At 68.4% G+C, this 19,239-nt stretch carries 16 protein-coding genes, 1 tRNA gene and 3 pseudogenes; 8 read left to right on the top strand and 12 right to left on the bottom strand.

The window, feature by feature from the left end; translation table 11 throughout:
• Positions 1-1,534: pseudogene (locus ACFRMN_RS23255) on the bottom strand (PP2C family protein-serine/threonine phosphatase).
• Between the two features lie 651 nt (positions 1,535-2,185).
• On the opposite strand from ACFRMN_RS23255, the gene ACFRMN_RS23250 reads away from it, so the two are divergent.
• Positions 2,186-2,869: a bifunctional DNA primase/polymerase gene (locus ACFRMN_RS23250; RefSeq protein ID WP_249951530.1), complete on the top strand. Its 684-nt coding sequence runs from the start codon at positions 2,186-2,188 to the stop codon at positions 2,867-2,869.
• A gap of 259 nt (positions 2,870-3,128) precedes the next feature.
• Positions 3,129-3,899 (top strand): hypothetical protein, encoded by a 771-nt coding sequence (locus ACFRMN_RS23245; RefSeq protein WP_383022459.1) that lies wholly within the window; start codon positions 3,129-3,131, stop codon positions 3,897-3,899.
• A gap of 204 nt (positions 3,900-4,103) precedes the next feature.
• Here ACFRMN_RS23245 and ACFRMN_RS23240 read toward each other — a convergent pair whose 3' ends face one another.
• The 3 genes from ACFRMN_RS23240 to ACFRMN_RS23230 all read right to left on the bottom strand — a co-directional run bounded on the left by ACFRMN_RS23240 (position 4,104) and on the right by ACFRMN_RS23230 (position 7,076).
• A complete protein-coding gene (locus ACFRMN_RS23240; protein WP_383022457.1) occupies positions 4,104-5,069 on the bottom strand; it encodes a DUF5926 family protein in 966 nt (321 codons plus the stop codon).
• Positions 5,070-5,376: 307 nt separating this feature from the next.
• Positions 5,377-6,096 (bottom strand): ATP-binding protein, encoded by a 720-nt coding sequence (locus ACFRMN_RS23235; protein WP_383022456.1) that lies wholly within the window; start codon positions 6,094-6,096, stop codon positions 5,377-5,379.
• Between the two features lie 74 nt (positions 6,097-6,170).
• Positions 6,171-7,076 carry a glycerophosphodiester phosphodiesterase gene (locus ACFRMN_RS23230; RefSeq protein WP_383022455.1) on the bottom strand — a complete coding sequence of 302 codons (906 nt, stop codon included), beginning with the start codon at positions 7,074-7,076 and terminating at the stop codon, positions 6,171-6,173.
• A gap of 216 nt (positions 7,077-7,292) precedes the next feature.
• Between ACFRMN_RS23230 and ACFRMN_RS23225 the strand changes: the two genes are divergently transcribed.
• Complete coding sequence (locus tag ACFRMN_RS23225) at positions 7,293-8,876, top strand: trypsin-like peptidase domain-containing protein (RefSeq protein ID WP_383022454.1); 1,584 nt, start codon at positions 7,293-7,295, stop codon at positions 8,874-8,876.
• Between the two features lie 136 nt (positions 8,877-9,012).
• On the opposite strand, the gene ACFRMN_RS23220 is transcribed toward ACFRMN_RS23225, so the two are convergent.
• Entirely contained in the window at positions 9,013-9,525 is a 513-nt protein-coding gene (locus tag ACFRMN_RS23220) for a hypothetical protein (protein ID WP_383022453.1), read from the bottom strand.
• Here ACFRMN_RS23220 and ACFRMN_RS23215 point away from each other — a divergent pair.
• Positions 9,524-9,937 carry a hypothetical protein gene (locus ACFRMN_RS23215; RefSeq protein WP_383022452.1) on the top strand — a complete coding sequence of 138 codons (414 nt, stop codon included), beginning with the start codon at positions 9,524-9,526 and terminating at the stop codon, positions 9,935-9,937. The two genes, ACFRMN_RS23220 and ACFRMN_RS23215, sit on opposite strands and share 2 nt — an antisense overlap.
• Positions 9,938-10,203: 266 nt before the next feature.
• Here the strand turns inward: ACFRMN_RS23215 and ACFRMN_RS23210 are convergent, their stop codons facing one another.
• Positions 10,204-11,097 (bottom strand): NADP-dependent oxidoreductase, encoded by an 894-nt coding sequence (locus tag ACFRMN_RS23210; protein ID WP_383022451.1) that lies wholly within the window; start codon positions 11,095-11,097, stop codon positions 10,204-10,206.
• A 70-nt stretch (positions 11,098-11,167) separates the two neighbouring features.
• On the opposite strand from ACFRMN_RS23210, the gene ACFRMN_RS23205 reads away from it, so the two are divergent.
• The gene (locus ACFRMN_RS23205) at positions 11,168-11,755 is read left to right on the top strand and encodes a TetR/AcrR family transcriptional regulator (RefSeq protein WP_383022450.1); all 588 of its coding nucleotides are present in this window, start codon (positions 11,168-11,170) and stop codon (positions 11,753-11,755) included.
• 414 nt (positions 11,756-12,169) lie between these two features.
• Here the strand turns inward: ACFRMN_RS23205 and ACFRMN_RS23200 are convergent, their stop codons facing one another.
• Entirely contained in the window at positions 12,170-12,523 is a 354-nt protein-coding gene (locus ACFRMN_RS23200) for an ArsR/SmtB family transcription factor (RefSeq protein ID WP_383022449.1), read from the bottom strand.
• An 86-nt stretch (positions 12,524-12,609) separates the two neighbouring features.
• On the opposite strand from ACFRMN_RS23200, the gene ACFRMN_RS23195 reads away from it, so the two are divergent.
• A complete protein-coding gene (locus ACFRMN_RS23195; RefSeq protein WP_383022448.1) occupies positions 12,610-13,473 on the top strand; it encodes an SDR family NAD(P)-dependent oxidoreductase in 864 nt (287 codons plus the stop codon).
• 424 nt (positions 13,474-13,897) lie between these two features.
• Here ACFRMN_RS23195 and ACFRMN_RS23190 read toward each other — a convergent pair whose 3' ends face one another.
• From ACFRMN_RS23190 to ACFRMN_RS23175, 4 genes and pseudogenes are all read right to left on the bottom strand, one after another.
• Positions 13,898-14,491, bottom strand: coding sequence for a GNAT family N-acetyltransferase (locus ACFRMN_RS23190; RefSeq protein WP_383022447.1), 594 nt, complete (start codon positions 14,489-14,491; stop codon positions 13,898-13,900).
• 104 nt (positions 14,492-14,595) lie between these two features.
• Complete coding sequence (locus ACFRMN_RS23185; protein WP_383022446.1) at positions 14,596-15,057, bottom strand: hypothetical protein; 462 nt, start codon at positions 15,055-15,057, stop codon at positions 14,596-14,598.
• Positions 15,058-15,303: 246 nt separating this feature from the next.
• Positions 15,304-15,633, bottom strand: a pseudogene (locus ACFRMN_RS23180) (UTRA domain-containing protein); the annotation flags it as partial.
• A pseudogene (locus tag ACFRMN_RS23175) lies at positions 15,605-16,106 on the bottom strand (FkbM family methyltransferase); the annotation flags it as partial. The pseudogenes ACFRMN_RS23180 and ACFRMN_RS23175, both read right to left, overlap by 29 nt.
• A gap of 1,356 nt (positions 16,107-17,462) precedes the next feature.
• Here ACFRMN_RS23175 and ACFRMN_RS23170 point away from each other — a divergent pair.
• A complete protein-coding gene (locus tag ACFRMN_RS23170) occupies positions 17,463-17,636 on the top strand; it encodes a hypothetical protein (protein ID WP_383022445.1) in 174 nt (57 codons plus the stop codon).
• Positions 17,637-17,775: 139 nt separating this feature from the next.
• Positions 17,776-17,862: transfer RNA gene (locus ACFRMN_RS23165), tRNA-Ser, on the top strand.
• Between the two features lie 180 nt (positions 17,863-18,042).
• On the opposite strand, the gene ACFRMN_RS23160 is transcribed toward ACFRMN_RS23165, so the two are convergent.
• Complete coding sequence (locus tag ACFRMN_RS23160) at positions 18,043-19,218, bottom strand: serine hydrolase domain-containing protein (protein ID WP_383022444.1); 1,176 nt, start codon at positions 19,216-19,218, stop codon at positions 18,043-18,045.
• Between the last annotated feature and the right edge of the window lie 21 nt (positions 19,219-19,239).

The following is a 19,239-nucleotide window of genomic DNA, read 5'->3' as shown; positions in this document are numbered from 1 at the left end:
TCACTCAAAGCGGGCGGCGAGGAGCACGAAGTCCTCGGCCTGCTCCGGGGGACGGGGAGCGTTCGCGAGACCGGCCGTCCCCGTTCCCGTGGGCTCGAAGGGACTGGGACCGTGACTGGGACCGGGACCGGGACCGGCGGGCAGCAGGGCCCGCAGTACGTGGTCGGCGACCGCTCCCGGATCGTCCCTGGCGGTCGCGGGGACACTCGCGGCCGCTGTGTGCAGCCGGGCGAAGGCCTGGTCCATGGGCTCGCCCGTACGGCGCAGCAGCCCGTCCGTATAGAGCAGCACCGTTTCTCCGGGGGCGGTCACCAGCTCCACGCTCGGCGCCTGCCAGCAGGAGAGCATTCCGAGCGGCGCGGAGAGCGATGTCTCGACGAACTCGGTGCGCCGGTCTCCGACGACCAGTGGGGGCGCGTGCCCGGCTCCGGCCAGTAGGAGCGTGCGCCGGGCGGGTTCGGCGTACGCGAAGAGCGCGGTGGCCGTACGCGCGGGCTCGGTCAGCCGTAGCAGCAGTTCCAGATCGGACAGGACGGCGATGGGGTCCTCGCCCTCCATGACGGCGTACGCCCGCAGGGCGGCGCGCAGCCGTCCCATCGCGGCCATCGCGCCGGGCCCGGAGCCGCTGACCGAGCCGACGGCGAGGCTGAGGGCGCCCTCGGGGAGCGGCAGCGCGTCGTACCAGTCGCCCCCGCCGCTCGCCGCGGTGCGGTGGCGCACGGCGAGTTGTACGCCGGGCGTCCGGGGCAGCCGGCCGGGCAGCAGCTCGTGGGTGAGGGCGGTCACGTGGGCGCGGGCCCGTTCCAGCTCCAGCAGGCGGGCGAGGTGTTCACCGGCGTAACGGACGTAGAGACCGATCAGATGGCGCTGTCGTTCCGTCGGCTCGGTGGGTTTGTCGTACAACCAGACGGCGGCACCCCAGCTTTGCGGGACGAGAGGGCTCGCCCGGAGGTGCCGTGCGGGGGTCGCCCCTGGTGCCACCGGCCAGCAGCGGTACGGCGTAACTGGCGCCCAGGCCGAGCCGTGCGGCCACCTCGCGCTGGCGCGGGTCTGTCTCCGTACCTGTCTCCGTACCTGTATCTGTACCGGCGTCCGTACCCGCGTTCGTATCCGCGAGCAGATCGGCGACAGCCACCGGTTCGACCGGTCCGTCGGGACTACCGGGGCTGTCAGGGCTGTCGAGGAGTCTGCCGTAGGAGGTGGCTCGGCGCGGCACGGTCTCCAGAAAGCCGAGATCGGCGTGGCTGAGTCCGAGCCCCAGGGTGGTGACAGGACCCAGACCGTCGGCCGGTTCGAACAGGACCAGACCCCGCCGCGCGCCGACCAGGGCGGCGCCGGCGCGCAGCAGTTCATGGAGCGCGCTGTCCAGGGAACGGGTCCTGGCCAGGCCTTCGGTGAGTTCGTGGAGGGTGGTGAGATCGGAGACCCAGCCCGCCAGCCGGTCCTGGATCAGTGCGCCCGGCACGGACGGAAGGGCGTCGAGGGGCGAGGCAGTCTGCGTGGGGGCAGGGACCGCGGAGTTGATTCCAGCCACTTTCGGCATGTGCGGAGCGCTCATGGCAGCCGACTTCCGAGACGGAGCATTTCACTGAATAGCATCGCAAACCCCCATGTTATTCTGCGCAGCTATCAATAGATCCACATCTACACGCACAACTGATGCGATGTCCAGCATTGTCCTGGAGGAACGACAGGTGTCTGTGAGACGCCGAACTTGGCCAAAAAATGACCGTGGTGATGTGGTTTTGCGGTCGACTGAGGGCGCTCAACTGGGAGTCCTTCAGAGCTGAGTTCGAGTACGACCCGTGTGGAGCGTCATTCCGAACGTGATGGGTACGTAAACGGTGACGGACAGGGGCAGTTGGGACCGCCTCGGAACCTGCCGACGGGCTTGGGCGTCTTAACCGCCGTAGCCCGCGCCCATCCCCCGGAGTGGCGGGAAGAGTACAGCGGTACGGCAGCGGGACAGTAAGTGCCATGCGCACGCCACCCCTCGCCACGCGTTTAATGAAGACAGTCCGAGTTCGGTTCAGGGACGGTGCGACGCACCACGGACCGAGGAGGTCTGTTCATGCCTTGGGCAAGGGGCGGCCACGCGTCGAAATGTACGCACGGTGAAGTGATGCACACACATGGTGTCAGTGTCATGTGGACCTCGGCGTTCAACGGAAAGGAACGAGCGCTCATGCGCGAGATCCTCGGAAGGCGACGCAGGCTCCGGTTCCGGCGCAAGGGGAGGGCTGCCCAACTCGACGCGGCGCTCACCTGCGCCACCGCGTGGAGATGGCCCGTACTGCCGGGCGCCGGACTCAAGTCGGCCGGTGGACGCGGGACGCGCGGCCACGGCTGCGCCTGCCCCGACCTCGAATGCGTCGTGCCCGGCGCGCACCCCTTCGATCCGGGGCTGCTCGCCGCGACCACCGACGAGCGAATGGTGCGCTGGTGGTGGGGCAACCGCCCCACGGCCCCGATCGTGCTGGCCACCGGCGGCAGCGCGCCGTGCGCGGTGAGCCTGCCCGCTGTCGCCGGCGCGCGTGCGCTGGTGGAGCTGGACCGGATGGGCATGCGGCTGGGGCCGGTTGTCGCGACCCCGACCCGCTGGTCGCTGCTGGTGGCTCCGTACAGCCTCGAACAACTCGGTGAGCTGCTCTACAGCAAGGACTGGGTGCCCAGTTCGCTGCGGTTCCACGGCGAGGGCGGCTATTTGGTGCTGCCGCCGTCCGAGGCGGCAGGCGGCCAGGTGCGCTGGGAGCGGGCGCCTCTGGAGGGTTCGGCGGCGCCTTGGCTGCCGGATGTGGAGGCGGTCGTGGACGCGCTCGTCGAGGCGAGCACGAGCGCGCCGGACGGCGGCAGCAGGCTCGCGTACTGACGGCTCTTCGCGCTCTGGTCCGGTCCGGTCAGCTCTGATCCCGACCGGACCCGACCGGATCCGACCGGACCGGCCCCGAACGGATCGACCGGACCGGGGCGGATCAGACAGCGGCGCGTTCACGCTCTGTCACTCATACGGGTGCGAGTAGGACCGAGTTGCGGGGGAATTGGGCGCGCGGGGTCAGTAGGCCCCTCATTCCGTCGATATCTTCGGCCCACCGTCAGCAATTCCCCGGCAGTGACAGGTGGGCCCCACCATGAATCTCCGCATGATCGGGCTCGCGGCCGTTGTGGTGTTCACCGCATTGCTGCCGCTCGCCGCCTCCGCCGGCCCCGTGGACGGCCCATGGTCCGACACGGGAGGGGCGACGGGAGCGACGAACGGCACGAGCGCGATGGGCGGCAGAGAGGGCGGACCGGCGGGCGGAGCGGTGAGCGGCGTGGCGGGCGGAGCGGCCGGGCTCCTTGCGGATGCGAAGACGGGGTTTTCGTCCGTGTCCGGAATTAAAGGGTCCGCGACGGCTGGGAGCGCCGGGAACGCTGTGGCCGCCGGTGCGCGTGATACGGACGCTGTGGCACGTACGACCGAGCGATGCGGGCCCGAAGTCGCCTCTCCCGAGGGAATCGAGGCGCAGACCTGTGTCCTGAGCGCGGCACGCGGCAGAGACGGCAGGCCCGACACCTGGGCGCGTACCTACTACGGCAATGAGACGGGTGGTGAACTGCTCGCCGTACTGAGCCTGATGGGGCCCTACGGACGGACCGTACAGACCCGCTGCCCGATCGACGCCGACGACGAACCGGCGATCTGTGAGACACCGCGCGAGCCGTCCCGGGGCGAGCACGCCGCGTACATGGCGGTGGCGGAGTTCTCCGCGCCCGCGAACAGTGGGAACGCCAGGAACGATGGGGAGACCGATGGACAGATCGATGGACAGACCGATGGGGAGATCAAGGGCGACGGTGCGGAGATCGAGCCGCTGCTGCTGAGGTCCGGGAGCAATTCTCCGGCCCCGGCGGCTCGTTGACACGCCGGGGGCGTCCGAGAACGCGGACGCCCGGTCGCTGGCGACGGGGGATGCACCAGCGACCGGGCTTCTAGAACGGTAACAAGAGATCGGCGGTTAGCAAATTCGATCCGGTGTATTCGGACAATGAATTACCTGCCGGTAGAGGAAGTTGTGACAGGTGTCACCGACTTCAGTGGAACGCGTCACACTCCGTTGGGACTCTCAGCTCAGCGTCACCTGGCGGTTGGTGAGCCCGCCGCGCGCCCGGCGTTCGTCCCCGGTCAGCGGCGCGTCGACGGCGAGCGCCGCGGCGAGCCGCTCGGCGAACTCCGCCGCGGGCTTCTCGCACTCCTCCGCCCCCATCGCGCTCGGCAGGTCCCACACCGGCACCGTGAGCCCATGTGCCCGGAAGGAGCCGACCAGCCGGGTGCCCTCACCAAGGCTTGATGTGCCCGCGGCGTGCAGCCGGGCGAGCGCGTCGAGCAGCTTCTCCTCGGGGTACGGCATGACCCAGCGGAGGTGGTTCTTCTCCGGCGTCTCGCACCAGTACGCGGCGTCCGTACCCGAGAGCAGCGCGGTGGGGATGGCGGCGGCGTTGGCGCGCTCCAGGGAAGCGGTCACCTCCGCCGAGGCGTTCTGCGCGTCCGGGACCCAGAACTCGAATCCGGAGTGGACGACCGGCGTGAAGGCGGCGTCGGGGGCGAGCAGGTCCTGGAGGCGCGGACCGTCGGCGGGCACCCGCTCGGCGGCCACCGGGTTCCCGGGCTCGGCGGTCAGCGCACGCCGGAGCGTGTCGGCGAGATCGCGGCTCAGGTCACCGGACGAGGTGTCGTTCTGGAGTGCGAGCAGTACGGAGCCGTCGTCGCGGCGCAGTGCGGGCCAGGCCATCGGCAGGACCGTCGCGAGGGTTACGGACGGAACTCCCTCGGGCAGTCCGTCCTTCAGGGTCAGCTCGGCGGTCGCGGCGGGCACCAGCTCGCGCAGCGCGACCCAGTCGCACTCACCGGCGAGGCCCTCGAAGGGGCGCTGGACCAGCTCGGTGACGGCGTGCGCGGCGGCCCGGCCGTGACAGGCCTTGTAGCGACGGCCCGAACCGCACGGGCAGGGCTCACGGGCCCCCACCACCGGAATAGGTCCGTCCTTGAGTTGAGCCTTCGCGGCCTTCGTCTGGGGGCGCTTCTTGGCCATGGTGTGGCTTTCTCCCGGTAGCGGCGATGCGGTGTCGGCGCGAGCCTAGCCGTACGGGGATTGCCGGGGGCGCGCTGCGGCCGCGCGAACGGGCGAGGCGGGAGGACGGCGGGGCGAAGGGGTGACGAGGCGCAGGAGCGGCGGGGGAAGACCGACCGAGCGCGGGAGCGGCGGGGGAAGCACCGACCGGGCGAAGGAGTGGCGGGGCGGTGAGACCACGGCGTTGACGAAGCCGGTCTCCCCGGGTCCTCCCGGCAGCCCCTCCGTCGGCTCTCCGCCGCCCCCCGTCAGTCCCCGTCGGCCCCCGTCAGTCCCTTTCCTCCAAGACGTCCGCGAGACCCAGCCCGTTCAGCCCGTCCAGTCCGTCGAGGCCTTCCAGTGCGTCCAGCCCGTCCAGTCCATCCAGTCCGTGCAGTCCGTGTCCGTCCAATTCCTCCGGACCGTCGCGCCTCTCCAGCCCCTGGCGAGGGGATGTGACGCGCGTAGCGAAATTGTCGCGGCGCTGCTCATCCGTAACGATGACCCACACCGTGACTTCTCCGGAGGCGCTGTCCCGTACCCCCCACTCCTGGGCGAGGGCCGTGATGATGTTCAGCCCGCGCCCGCCGCGTGCCGTGACCGAGGGTGTGGCGGGGATGGGCCGCGTAGGACCACCGCCGTCCGTCACCTCGACGGTCAGCCGGCCCGCCTTGTCGACGCGCCAGGCGGCACGTATGTCGCCGTCACCGATCTCCGTACGCCCCAACGGTCTGCCGTGCCGACAGGCATTGCTGAGAAGTTCGGAAAGGATCAGTACGGCGTCGTCCACCACCGAGTCCGACATCCCGCTGCGCCTCAACTGCTCGCGCATCCGGTGTCGCGCTTCACCCACGCCCGCAGGGCCATGGGGTACGGCCATGCACGACGACGTGGGCACTTCCTGTGCCACCACAAACGCCACCCCCGAGACCTCCTTTGCCCCACGCCACGGTGTGAATGCCCCAATGGCCTGGACCGGAAACCGGCCAGAGGAAGGCCATTGACGCACTCGTGACGTTCGAACACGGAACGAACGCGCCGGTGCGCTCTTCGTCGCTGTCCGTGAGCTGGAGTCGGGAGATGTCAGGCAAGACGGCCCAGCTGGGACAGGACCTGTTTGGGGCGGTTGGTGATGATCGCCTCCACTCCGAGGCGGACGCAAAGATCGACATCTTCCGGCTCATTCACAGTCCAGACATGGACACGGTGGCCCGCCCTGTGCAGTCGGGCGATATAGCCGGGGTGGTTACGGACGATCCGCATGCCGGGACCCGCGATCCTGGCCCCGGCGGGAAGCCGTCCGTCGCGCAACCGGGGTGAGACGAACTGCATCAGATAGACCGTCGGCAGCTGGGGCGCGGCGGAGGCGATCCGGTGCAGTGAGCGCGCCGAGAAGCTCATGATCCGTACGGCCGATTCGTCCGGAACGGGTCCGCCCGGCGCGGACCGGCCCCGGAAGGACTCACCCGGCGCCGCGCCGCCCAGGACGCGGCCGCCCCGCGTGGGGGCACCCGGGGTCCGGCCGCCGTGCGTGGGGTCGTCCAGTCCGAACCGCTTCAGCAACTGCAACAGCCGCTCCTCCACCTGCCCGGCCCACCGGGTGGGGTGCTTGGTCTCGATGGCCAGCTGGATGGGGCGGCCGGCGTCCGCGACCAGTTCGAGCAGGCGCTCCAGTGTCAGTACGGAGGTGAACTCGGGATCCCGCCAGTCCGGGCTCTCCTCGCTGTCCTTCCAGGAGCCGAAGTCGAGGGTCGCGAGATCGGCGAGTTCCAGGGCGGAGACGGCGCCGCGGCCGTTGGAGGTGCGGTTCACCCGGCGGTCATGGACGCAGACGAGATGACCGTCGGCGGTGAGCCGTACATCGCACTCAAGTGCGTCCGCGCCGTCCTCGATGGCTTTCGTGTACGCCGCCAGGGTGTGCTCGGGGGCGTCCTCCGAGGCTCCGCGATGGGCGACGACCTGGATGCTGTGCTGGCGTGCTTGAGTCACCGCGTCATGGTGTCATCGTGAGGGGGTAGACGAGTGAACGGTTGGTGTCTCACGGCAGGTCGGTCCAGGTGTGTGCGTTTTGTCCGGAGTAAAGGATGGCGGACAGATGCACAGGTCCTGCTTACAGTGGCCTGACGTGCTGTGGGAAAAGCTGACCGCGGACACTTGCACAGCGGACTCTTGCCGAAGACGACGTGGAACCGAGGAGAAAGAGCTGTGAGCACTGAGAACGAGGGCAACGCGGTCCCTGCCGACCCGTCCGTACCTCCCGTGCCGGATGCCGCTCCCGAGGGCACACCCGCGTCCGCTCCGCGAGGGGCCGCGCATGAGCCGAAGGCGCATGGGCCGAGCCCCTACGAGCCGTCGCCCGCGGCACATGAGCCTGCGGCGCACGAGTCTGCCGGGCACGAGCCTGCCTCGCGTGAGCCGGCGGCGCCGACGGGCGACCGGGCGGGCCATTTCCCCGAGTCCGCCCCCCAGTACCCCTCATCGCAGTCGCAGTCGCAGTCACCGACCCCGGCGCAGCCCGGTTCGGCGCAGGAGCACGCCGCCACGCCGCCACGTGCGGCCGACGCGGGCTGGCCCCCGCCGCCGCCCGAGTTTCCCTCGTACGGCGCAGCGGGCAACGGCGGTCCGGCCTGGGGCGCCCCGGTGCCGGAACACGAGCCGCGGCCGCCGCGCAAGCGCCAGAGCGCGCTGATCACCGGCGTGCTCGTGGCCGCGCTGATCGCGGGCGGGGTGGGCGGTGGAATCGGCTACTGGGCGGCCGAGAGGAACGACGAGGGCTCGATCGGTTCGACCACGGTCTCCGCGGCGGACGCCCCGAAGGAGGTCAAGCGCGACGCCGGTACGGTCGCCTCGGTGGCCGCCAAGTCGCTGCCGAGCGTGGTCACCATCGACGCGCAGGGCGGTAACGGCGAGGGGGGTACGGGCACCGGCTTCGTCTATGACAAGGAGGGCCACATCCTCACCAACAACCACGTGGTGGCCTCCGCGGCGAACGGAGGTGACCTCACGGCGACCTTCTCCAACGGCAAGAAGTACGCCGCCGAGGTCATCGGCCGGGCCCAGGGCTACGACGTGGCGGTGGTGAAGCTCAAGGAGGCGCCCGCCGGTCTGACCCCGCTCCCGCTCGCCAACTCGGAGCAGGTCGCCGTCGGGGACTCGACGATCGCGATCGGCGCCCCGTTCGGTCTGTCCAACACGGTCACCACGGGCATCATCAGCGCCAAGAACCGCCCGGTCGCCTCGGGCGACGGCTCCGGGTCCAGCAACTCGTACATGAGCGCCCTCCAGACCGACGCCTCCATCAACCCGGGCAACTCCGGTGGCCCGCTGCTGGATTCGCGGGGCGCGGTCATCGGTATCAACTCGGCCATCCAGTCGGCGGGCAGCGGCGGCCTGGGGCAGTCCCAGGCGGGCTCCATCGGGCTGGGCTTCGCCATCCCGATCAACCAGGCGAAGAACGTGGCCGATCAGCTCATCAAGACGGGCAAGCCGGTCTACCCCGTGATCGGCGCGACGGTCACGATGGCCGAGGGCGGCGAAGGCGCCACGATCTCGGCCCAGGGCGAGGGCGGCAGCCCGGCCGTCGTCGCGAACGGCCCGGCCGCCAAGGCGGGTCTGAAGGCGGGGGACGTCATCACCAAGTTCAACGGCACCCCGATCGACAGCGGCCCCACCCTCATCGGCCAGATCTGGACCCACCGGCCCGGCGACAAGGTCACCCTGACCTACAAGCGCGACGGCAAGGAGTCCACGACCGAGGTCACCCTGGGCGAGCGCGAGGGCGAGAGCTGACGGGCGGGCTCGTACACGACACGTAACCGGACCCGTGTCCGGAGGTCGGCGGCAGGGCGTGGAGCACGCTCAGCCGCCGACCGAAGAGGCTGAGGTAAGCCCCCACCAAGGCCGACGAATCAGGGGCTCGCCAACCTCACAGCTTGCCTGTGATGACTCCGCGCCAGGTCCACCCCGCGCCCAGGACGGTGTCCTGTAGGGGGTCCTTGAGGTCAGAGCTGTCGAAGCTGAACGTCTCGGTCGCTTTGAGGCCGTTGTCCTCACCCCCGCCGAGCGTCCAGCGCTTCGAGACGGTCTGCACCTGGCCACGTTGGGCCTCGGCCGCGATCGCCAGCCTGGGGGTGTCGCCGACCCACGTGACCTCGTACTCCTGGTCGAGACAGCGGACTTCGTTCTTCTCCGGGACCAGGCGCATACGGACCTGGAACACCCGACTCACTTGTGTGCGGACGAAGAAGGTCTGCCAGGCCGGGTCCAGGATGCGCCACTCGGCCACCAGGTCGGCGCCCTCCTCGTGGCCGTCCCGGATGACGTACGGGACGTCGGGCCGGTTGAGGCCGAGCACGGCCGCGTGGACCTCAGAGGCGGGTCGGGGGGCAACACCGTCGGCGGGGCGCTTGGTTCCGGTCAGTTTGTCGAAGAGTCCCATGAGATCAAACTATGAGGAGTCGGTTTGCCGTTTCAAGGTCTGCCGCTTCCGTGCGACGAGCCATGAGGCCGTGGAGGTGTCCGGGCGGACTGTGCGCAGGAAGTCCTGGAAGTCGTCCACGACGGAGGGGTGCTGGGACGCGATGACCGTCAGGACCGGGCGGATCACTGCCTGCTCGCTCGGATCGGCGACGTCCAGCATGGACAGGCGCATCTGGGACTGGACGAGGTCGCGGGGTACGCCGCCGTTGATGGCCGAGATGGCCGAGATGGCCGAGATGGCCGAGATGGCCGAGATGGCCGAGATGGCCGGCGTCCGCGTGAAACCGGGCGCGTCCGTGGAGCCGATCTCACGGTGTCCGGCGACCCACGACCGACGTAGTGCGCGTGAGAGTCTGCTCGGCGGGGCGTGATCCCTGGTTGGACGTGGTCGGTGGAAGCGTGCCGTGGCCGTGCACCCACCATCGCGACTGACTGTCGTTTGCTGAGGTCGCGACGGGCAGTGCTCGGATCTAACGGCATCGCTGGCCGAACGCGCCGAGGCCGGCTGACCGACCGGCACACAGCCGGGGCCGCCCGATAACCAGCCAAGCCCGGAGACGGTGCGGACTGTCAAGGGTGACCGCAGGTCATCGCCCTGGCGACGCCGAAGGCGCCGTGCAACCGCGCAGGAAACGGCTCAGACGACCATGACCCGGCGCCCGCGCGTGTGACCGGCCTGGCTGTCGATGTGCGCCGCTGCGGCCTCGTCGAGCGTGTACGTCTTCTCGACCGGGATGTGGAGCTTTCCCCGCGAGATGAGGCCGGCGGCCTCGGCGAGCGCATCCGGCACGCTCCCGGCGACGCCGGAGAACCGAACACCGAGCTTCGGCGCATCGAGGTCGGCGATGGAGATCACCTTCCGCGGGTCCCCGGTCAGCTCGACGAGCTCATGGATCACACCCGAGCCGGCCAGATCGAGGGCCGCGTGGACATGGCCGAGCCGCCGCACCCGCTCGACCCAGCCCTCGCCGTACGTCGTGGCGAGGGCACCCAGGCTCCGCAGATAGTCCTGGTTCGCGGCTCCGGCGGTGCCGATCACCGTGATGCCGCAGTCGCGGGCGATCTGCAGCACCGCCGATCCGACTCCCCCGGACGCACCGCTGACCAGCAGCGTCTGTCCGGGCCGCACACCGACCTCGCGGATGATGCGCAGCGCGGTCTCCACCACGGAGGGGTACCCGGCGGCCTCTTCGAACGTCAGGCCCTCGGGCATACGGGCCCAGGCCGACAGCACGGCGAACTCGGCATAGGTGCTGGAGCCTTCGCCGAACACGTGGTCGCCGACCTCGACTTCTTCGACGCCCTCGCCGACCTCGTCCACCACCCCGGCGGCGTCCAGCCCGACTCCGGCGGGCAACTCGATCGGATGGGCCTTCAGGATCTGGCCTTCACGGACCCTCCAGTCTACGGGGTTCACGCCCGCCGCCCGCACGGCGATGCGTACCTGGCCGGGGCCCGCGTGGGGCTTCTCGGCATCTATGAGTTGCAGAACGTCCGGACCGCCGAACTCGGCGAAGCGAATTTTCTTCATGCGATGGACCGTAGCACTAACGGTTAGCATTTTGAAACCGCTATGACTTTGTATCTGATAGTGTTAGGCCATGACCGTGCCGTCCGGGCGCCGTGAGCGCAAGAAGGCCGCGACCCGCCAGAAGATCGCTGACACTGCCCTGCGGCTCTTCCTGGAACGCGGGTACGACGCGGTGGGTATCCGTGAGGTGGCCGCTGAGGCCGACGTGGCCGTCACCACGCTCTTCTCCCACTTCGCGTCCAAAGAGGCCCTGGTGTTCGAGCAGGATGAAGACTTCGAGCAACGCCTCACGCAGGCGGTCACCGGCCGGGCGCCGCACGAGCCGCTCATCCCTGCGCTCCATCACGAGATCCAGGCCCTGGTGCGACATTGCACGGCGGACAGCGCCGCGCCGATCTGGCGCATGATCGACGAATCACCCGCCCTGCGGAAGTACGAGGAGTCGATGAGGCCGCGCCACGCGGAGACGCTGGCAACGGCCATCGCCGCCGATCCCGAACTGTCACAGACCGCAACGGCGAGCCGGACGATCGCGAGGTTCGTGATCGACGCCTATTCGCTGGCCCGCGAGGCGGCCGATCCGGAGGCCGCGGTGGACGAGATCTTCCGGATGATCGAGGCAGCCTGGGAGGTCACCTGCCCTTCTCGACGTGCGTGAGGAACTGTTCCTCCAGTGAGGACAGGGGCCGGTCGGGGATGACGAGCTTCGCTTGGCTGTCGGGACGGTCTTGACTTCCCGGACACGGCGTTCGGCGCGCTTGACCGTGGACCAGCTCCAGCGGCAATCCGTTGCGCTCTGCTCAGCCTTGGGCGGCCACTCTCCGCCGACGTGTCGTCGACGATCTTGTCGTAGCCCTGGCGCGAGCGACATTAAAACTCAGTGACATTGATCAAGGCCGCAGGGCCAGAACGACTCCCGAACCCACCGGCAAACGACTCCCCTGAGAACTGATGTCCTGTCTCAACGAAGTTGGTCGCCCACGTGCTGCTGAACTGCATGGACTGGATTGGGTGAGACACATGGACCGGGTTCGTTGAAACGATCTGGTCCGCGCCTGCCGTCGGCAATCTCTCAAACCTGGGGTGGTCGGGGCTGCGCACCTTCTGCGAGAACGAGTGTCAGCAGTCCAGGAAACCGCGCGTCAAACTCGGGCCGGCGAAGCCGGTTGAGCCTGCGTGATCCCTTGTCCACCTGCTCCAGGAGTCCGGCGGCACGTAGCACCGCGAAGTGGTGGCTTGCCGTTGCCTTTGAGACCGGCAGGTCGAATGTCCCGCATGCCCAAGTGAAGTCCGGTTCACCGGCGCATTTGCGCAGGATCGAGCGCCGCACCGGGTCGGAGAGAGCATCGAGTGCGGCCTGCAGGCTCACCTCTTCCAGGTCGGCGTGGACCAGGTTCCTGACGCGCCGCGCGACCGGTTCGGCCATGGCGGATCCTTCCTCGACTTGACATGTTCGATCCTCATCGTACAGTCATAAGTGTTCGATCCGTATCTAACTCAGTGGGGCGTGCCATGCCAGCGTCGATCAACAGCGGGCCGCAGGTGGCGGTGGTCACCGGAGCCAGCCGGGGAGCCGGCAAGGGAATTGCCCTCGCCCTCGGACAGTCGGGCGCGACCGTCTACGTGACCGGACGCAGCCGGCAATCCTCCGACTCGCCCTACGGCGGCACAGTCGCGGAGACCGCTGCGCTCATCGACGAAGCCGGCGGCAAAGGCGTCGCGGTGGCCGTCGACCACGCCGACGATGAAGCCGTGGCGGAACTGTTCGCCCGGGTAGAACGCGATCACGGCCGACTCGACATCCTGGTCAACAACGCGGCCCAAGTGCTCAACGCCCCGCCCCCCGGGAGGTTCTGGGAACAGCCGCTGGAAGCAGCCGATCTCATCACGGTCGGCCTGCGATCGCACTACGTCGCAAGCTTCCACGCCGCACCCCTGCTGATCGCCAATGGCCGAGGACTGATCGTCAACACAGGTCACTACGGTGCTGTGGCCTACCACCTGGGCCCCGCTTACGGCGCCCAGAAGGCAGGCGCCGACAAGATGGCGGCCGACATGGCCAAGGATCTGCGCCCCCACAACGTTGCCGCCGTCTCGATCTGGATGGGCGGCCTGGACACCGAGCGCGCACGCGCGCACTTCGCAACACTGCCCGCTGAAGCCCGGCCCACCACCAGGCGCGAATCCACGCAGTTCACCGGCCAGGTGATCTCGGCCCTCTACGCGGCCGACGATCTCATGCAACTCTCCGGCAGGGCGCTGATCGGCGCTGAACTGGGAGCACACCTCGGTATCACCGACATCGACGGCAGCACCCCACTCTCCCTGCGCTACGCCCTGGGCGGACCACCCGAACTCCACCCCAGCCTGAGCTGACACCGCTCGACGGCCTCCCGACAGGGAGCATCCGGCAGACCGGAACTGACGGTGTGCGGCGGACGAAGCAGTCCGGGGCGTGGCGACGCTCCCAGTCGTCGCCGCCCAGTACCAGCCCGGGAAGTGACTCTCGCTGCGCGACCAGCGAAACGGGTACCGAACCTGCCTTCTCGAACCGACTCGTCACGCAGTCCCGCAGCGGACGCCGACGGCGTCCACGTACGACATCTCTACGGACGGTTCCGCCGGTTCCACCCCAACTGGTACAGCCATCCAGCACTCGGCCGCGCGACTGGGTTCGCTGAGGCAGAAGCCCGAACGACTCGGTTCATTGAGAAGTGACTCGATTGGGTGAGACAGGACAACTGACACAGCCGGCCAACCCGGAGCCTGCGGCCACGACGCTGGTCAGAGGCGACGTTGGTCAGAAGTCCCAGGATCTGGGGCGCGTCAGCGCCTCCCACTCGGTGCGGAGCAAGGACAGGACCGCGAGGTCGTAGCGGCGTCCCCGGTGCAGGCAGGCTGAGCGGCGCACTCCCTCCTGGACGAACCCGGCGTTTGCCAGGGTGGTGAGTGCGGCTTTGTTGTCTGTGTGGGTGACTGCCTGGAGTCGGTGCGTCGGCAGTTCACCGAAAGCCAAATCGACCAGAGCGTTCAAGGCGTCCGTGCCGTAGCCCTGCCCACGGTTCTGGGGGCCCAGCATCAGATAGACCTCCGCCGTACCTTCGACCATGTCCTGGTCGAAGAGGGCGATATGGCCGATCGGCGTGCCATCGGGGAGGAGAACGATGAAGTCGTCGCGGTCCTGGTCGTTCATGTGGCGCTCGATACGTTCACGGAGGCCGGACAGCGGCTGCGGCCAGATGCCGATCTCATGAGCGGCTACCGGGTCGGACCGCCACCTGTGCACCAGCTCGGCGTCATCGACGTCGAGAGGTGAGAGACCGACTTTCTTCCCCCGCCAGCACGGCTCCCGGTCCGCCTTGGCCGCCGGCTCTTCCATCGCATCCTCGGTCACGGGCGGATGCTACGGGCCAATAGAGCTTGCGGCCACACGATTTAGTCGGTGGGCACCGCACCTCAGCCGGCACCGAACGGTATTCGTGGGAAGGGGGACTGGACCTAGCCGTGCATCGCGGTGCTGTAGACGTACAGGGCGATCACACCGGCGACACAGGCGAGTATCACCCATGAACCGAAACTGGTGTGTTTCCCACGGCCTTTGGGCCGCGCGGCCTTCCCGGACCGCTTCGACCGCTTGGGCGCTGCCCCTCCCGGCGCGACCGGTGCCACATCGGCCGCCGCCTCGGCGAGCAGGCGACGGCAGGTCGCGGCGAGCACGCCTGTACCGGCGGCGAGGGGCACCACGGCCTCGGAACGCGCCGGAGCGGTGGTGCCGCCGTCCAGGATGCGCCCCGCGCGTACGAGGACCTCGTCCCGGCCGCCCGCCGGAGCGAGGCTGATCCACCGCCGTACATGCTCGCCCCGGATGACCACGCCACCGGACCGCTCCCGGTACACGGTGTGTTCCCGCCACAACACCTCCGCCAACTCCCCGGCGATGTCTCTCAGTTGTACGCTCACAACCCCTCCCCCTTCGCCCCCCGACGAATCGAACAAGCATCGCACTCTAGCGGTAGGTGTGGAGCGGGGGTCGAGCGGTCTCCCCAGCGGCCGTGCCCGCACTCGGGAACGGATCTCGTACTACGGGAACGCATCAGCTTGCCCACACGGGAAGGGCGAGGCGGCATAGCGCGGCCTTGCGCAGCGTCGGCAGGTCGAACGAGACCGTCCTCTGTAGTACGAGGACATGGGACAGGCTCTAGTCGGTCAGTTGCGGACGGGCACCTCGTAGACGATTTCGCAGGTGGCGGTTGGGATGACGATGTCCGCCGTTTCCACCGGGCGTGCGTCGTCGCTGTAGTACGTCCGGCGGATGCGTGTGACGAGGGCGCCGCGTTGTACGCCGAGGAGCGTCGCCTCGTCGGCGTTGGCATGTCCGGGCTCCGGTTGCTCCACGACGTGGCTGACGGTGATGCCGGTCTCCGCCACGCGGTCGACCACTCCCGCGCCGGCGTGCGGTCCGCCCTCGGGAAGAACGATCAGCGTGCTGGACGTGATCTCGTACGGCTCCCAACTGGTCGACACCTCGCAACGTCTCCTCAGCGGAGTCGCCGAGCTGGGCCATACGGTCGGGAGTTACCTCGACCGTGATCTCGGCGTCCGGCCAAAGCTTGTCGAGCATGGGCACCATCCCCCGCACGACGGGCCCCTCCGCCCCCTCGACATCTCGTCCGACTCAAGCAGTTCGGGCAGTGGCCGCGCCTCAATCTCAAACGACGACTCCGCCGGCCCGGCATACGGCACGATGCTGTTCGCCCCCATGTTCGCCGAACTGGCCAGCACGAAGGTCAGCGTCTAACGGCTGCCGGAGACGGCGGCATTGACCGCCCGCACGTTGCCGCACTCGTTGAGCTGCACCTGCTGCAACAGCTTCCGGTGGAAGTCCGGCGAGGCTCGATCGCCACCACCTGGCCCTCGTCACCAACGAGCCCAGGTGCGAGGACGCTGTAGTAGCCGATGCTCGCCCCGACGTCGACGAACGCGTCACCGGGCAGAAGCCGACTCTGGATCTACCGGGCATCTGCGGCTCCCGTCCAATCGCCTCTCCGCAGGGTCCCTGCGAACGGGAACGCTCACCAAGAGAGGCAGGATTGTTCCGTCGCGTCCTGGCTGTCACTGTCACGTGTCCGGGCATGCCTCCATGCCTCTGGTCGGCCATTCGTAGACTCGCGCACGTGATAGCAGCCGCCGTTGTCAGACAGTGCCGGTAGAGTGCCTCCGCCCATTTGATGACCACCGCGTTCCGATCTGATAAAGCTACTAAGCTGTGGCAAATCGATTCATTGAACTATTCGCGCGAGTGTGCTCTAGGTCACCCAACGGCAGTGATCTGCGTCACATTTGAATGGGGAATGCCCCGGTGGGCGGGATCCTTGCCTGTTTTTGCTGATCTTGCGTGCAGTTCGACATGTGGCCCGTTGTCGCGTCTCCCATCGTCACAAGGCAAGATGGGGGCAGTCGCGGGGGCAGCGTGTGACCATCATCACTTGATGGGTGTCTGGCTTGCCTACGCTTCGGTAACCAGCATGCGGACATGATGAAGGCCCCACCCTCGCCGGCCTAGCTTTGAGTGAGGCCTTCCTTCAACCGCCGCCTGCGGCGCGGCCCCGACCGTTAGGTCGGGGCTTCGCGTTATCGGTCCATGAGGTCGCGAGTGAACCTGTAGATCACGTAGACCGGGCCGAGCAGCCGGAGCCACTTGTAGTGGCGGTCCGTCTTGCCACAATGACAGCGTCCTTCAGGCGTGTGTGCCATCAGGCCCACCCCTTCTGGTTAGGGTCCACGATCTTGTTCGTGGACTCCCGCGGGAATGGTTCACGAAAGCGATCCGGACCCTCAGGGGTGGTTTGTACCGGGCAGCTTACCCGGGCTGCGGGGTCCGTTCGGCTCGCCGACTGTCGAACGGAGGGTGGCGTATCGGGCACCGAGTGCCACGCTGTCCGACTTCAAGATCGACGCCGGCTCAATGCCGAGGTGCCGCAACCCTCTTAGCTGCGAAGGTATCTGAGGGTGCGTCTGTTGCGCGGTTCGGTTCCCGGGATCGGAGTTGTGTAAATCACATTGTGAAACCATGATTTGGGTGAACGGGCGGGCAACGAGGCGCCCGACCATCCGCTCCGTGCGCTCGCCGTGTGCCCGTTTCCAGGCAATTGTCTTCTGAGGAGCGTCCGTTCGGGTCCGCTGGTCGGGTTCAGCCCTCCCTCTGCCTTGCGACCGACTTCGCTCCTAGAGATCTGGATGACTTGGGTGTCTGGGGGACGGGTTGGGGACAGGCGAGCAACTTCTCACTGTCGCTGCGGTGTTGCTCGGTGCGTTGACGACGCATTCGCCGAAGCGAACAGTCCGAGGCGGAGATGATCGCGGAGATGGCTGAGGCTGAGCGCGACCGCGGGCGGTCGTTCGAGCAGGTCATGCTCCTCGGTGGCGACGAGGCCGCTGAGGCGGCGCACGAACTCCACGCCGCGGTTCGTGAGATCGACTGGCAGGCGACCGGGAGGCGGGAGCGGAACCGCGTCGCAGGGGCGCACAGGGGCGCGTGAGGGTCCGCTCGGCGGGGCGTGATTCCTGGCTGGACACGGTCGGCGGAAGCGCGCCGTGGCCATCCTCCGGCCAGGGCCGCACATCGAGATCGCGCAGCCGGTAGGCTGTAGCCGCTCCGTCGCTGGTGGGCGGGGCCGAGGTGGGTTGCCCGAGCGGCCTAAGGGAACGGTCTTGAAAACCGTCGTGGCAGCGATGTCACCGTGGGTTCAAATCCCACACCCACCGCAGCAGGCCGGCGTAGGCGCTGGTCGGAAGGGGTGGCTCCGGCTGAGGAGTCGCCCCTTCCGCGTTGGGCCCGGAAACCCGCGGCCACCCCCCAACCAGGCATCCTGGCCACGGACACCAGCAGACCACTCACACCACGACACCCAACCCACCACCGACGACCAGCCCCGCCGAGCATGTTCACGAGGTACGGCAGAGGGCTTGGTCGATGAGGTTGCGCAGTGCGTCTTCCTGGCGGATCGCGGTGTTCGGGTCTGCGGAGCGGCTGTGAGCCGAGACGGTGATGGCGCGCCGTCCGTCCGTGGTGACGGCGGTGCGGATGACGTAGCCGAAGCCGCTTCCTCCGTGCCCGAAGTAGCCGCCGCCGCAGGACAAGGGGGTGAAGAACAGGCCCAGGCCGTCCCGGGTGCCTGCCGGGTGGCCGCTGTCCTGCGGCACCGGGACGGTTGTCCGCATGGCAGCGAGTTCAGAGGGTCCCAGCAGCCGTCCGGTGGCCAGGGCGGTGAAGAAGCGGTTGAGATCGTGGGCCGTGCCGGTCATCGAGCCGTCGGCCCCGCTGTCGAAGGGGCGGTAGGGGATCGTGGTGTCGGTCATCGGGTCGTCCGCGGTGAACTGCTGGTAGTTGGCTGTGTGCGGATCGGGGAGGAAGGGCCAGGTGCCGGGAGTTTCCGTGCGACGCAGACCCAGGGGGCGCAGGATGCGGTCGCGGACCTGCTGTTCCCAGGAAAGGCCGGTCACCTTCTCGATGATCATTCCGGCGAGGACGTAGTTCGTGTTGGAGTAAGCCCATCGTGTTCCCGCCGGGAAAGCAGGCTCATGACGCATGGCTTTGGCGATCAGCTGTTCGGGCCGGTAGGTACGCCATCGGTTGGCGTAGTACGTCTGAGCACTGGGTTCGGGGAACACGTCGTAGATGTAGTCGTACAGGCCACTGGTGTGCTGCAGGAGGTCGCGGACCGTGATGGTCCGGCCGTCGTTGCCGGCTCCGGACACGGTGCCGGGCAGCAGTTGCTCCACAGTCCGGTCGAGGGACAGCCGCTTCTCGCCCACCAGTTGCAGCACGACGGTGGCGACGAACGTTTTGGTGGTACTGCCCAGACGTAGATAGCCGTCCATTGGGACCGGCTGGTCGCTGACCAGGTTTCCTACGCCGGACCGGGCCGTGGTGGTCCCCTGCGGAGTTTCCAGCCGGACCGACACCCCCGTGACCCCGGTGTCACGCAGTGCGTCGGCGCCGCGCTGCACAGACCAACCCGCGGCAGAAGAGCGCGGCGTGGCCGAGGACGCGGTGGACGGTAGAGCCGACACAGCCAGCGCCAGCACGGCAGTTGATAACCATAAGCGGCGAATGATCATGACTTGACGCTACGGACACCA

The sequence above is a fragment of the Streptomyces sp. NPDC056835 genome (assembly GCF_042789485.1).
In the GTDB taxonomy this organism is placed as follows: domain Bacteria; phylum Actinomycetota; class Actinomycetes; order Streptomycetales; family Streptomycetaceae; genus Streptomyces.
Note: the sequence above shows the minus strand (reverse complement) of the source record. Positions and strands in the feature narration are given on the sequence as shown.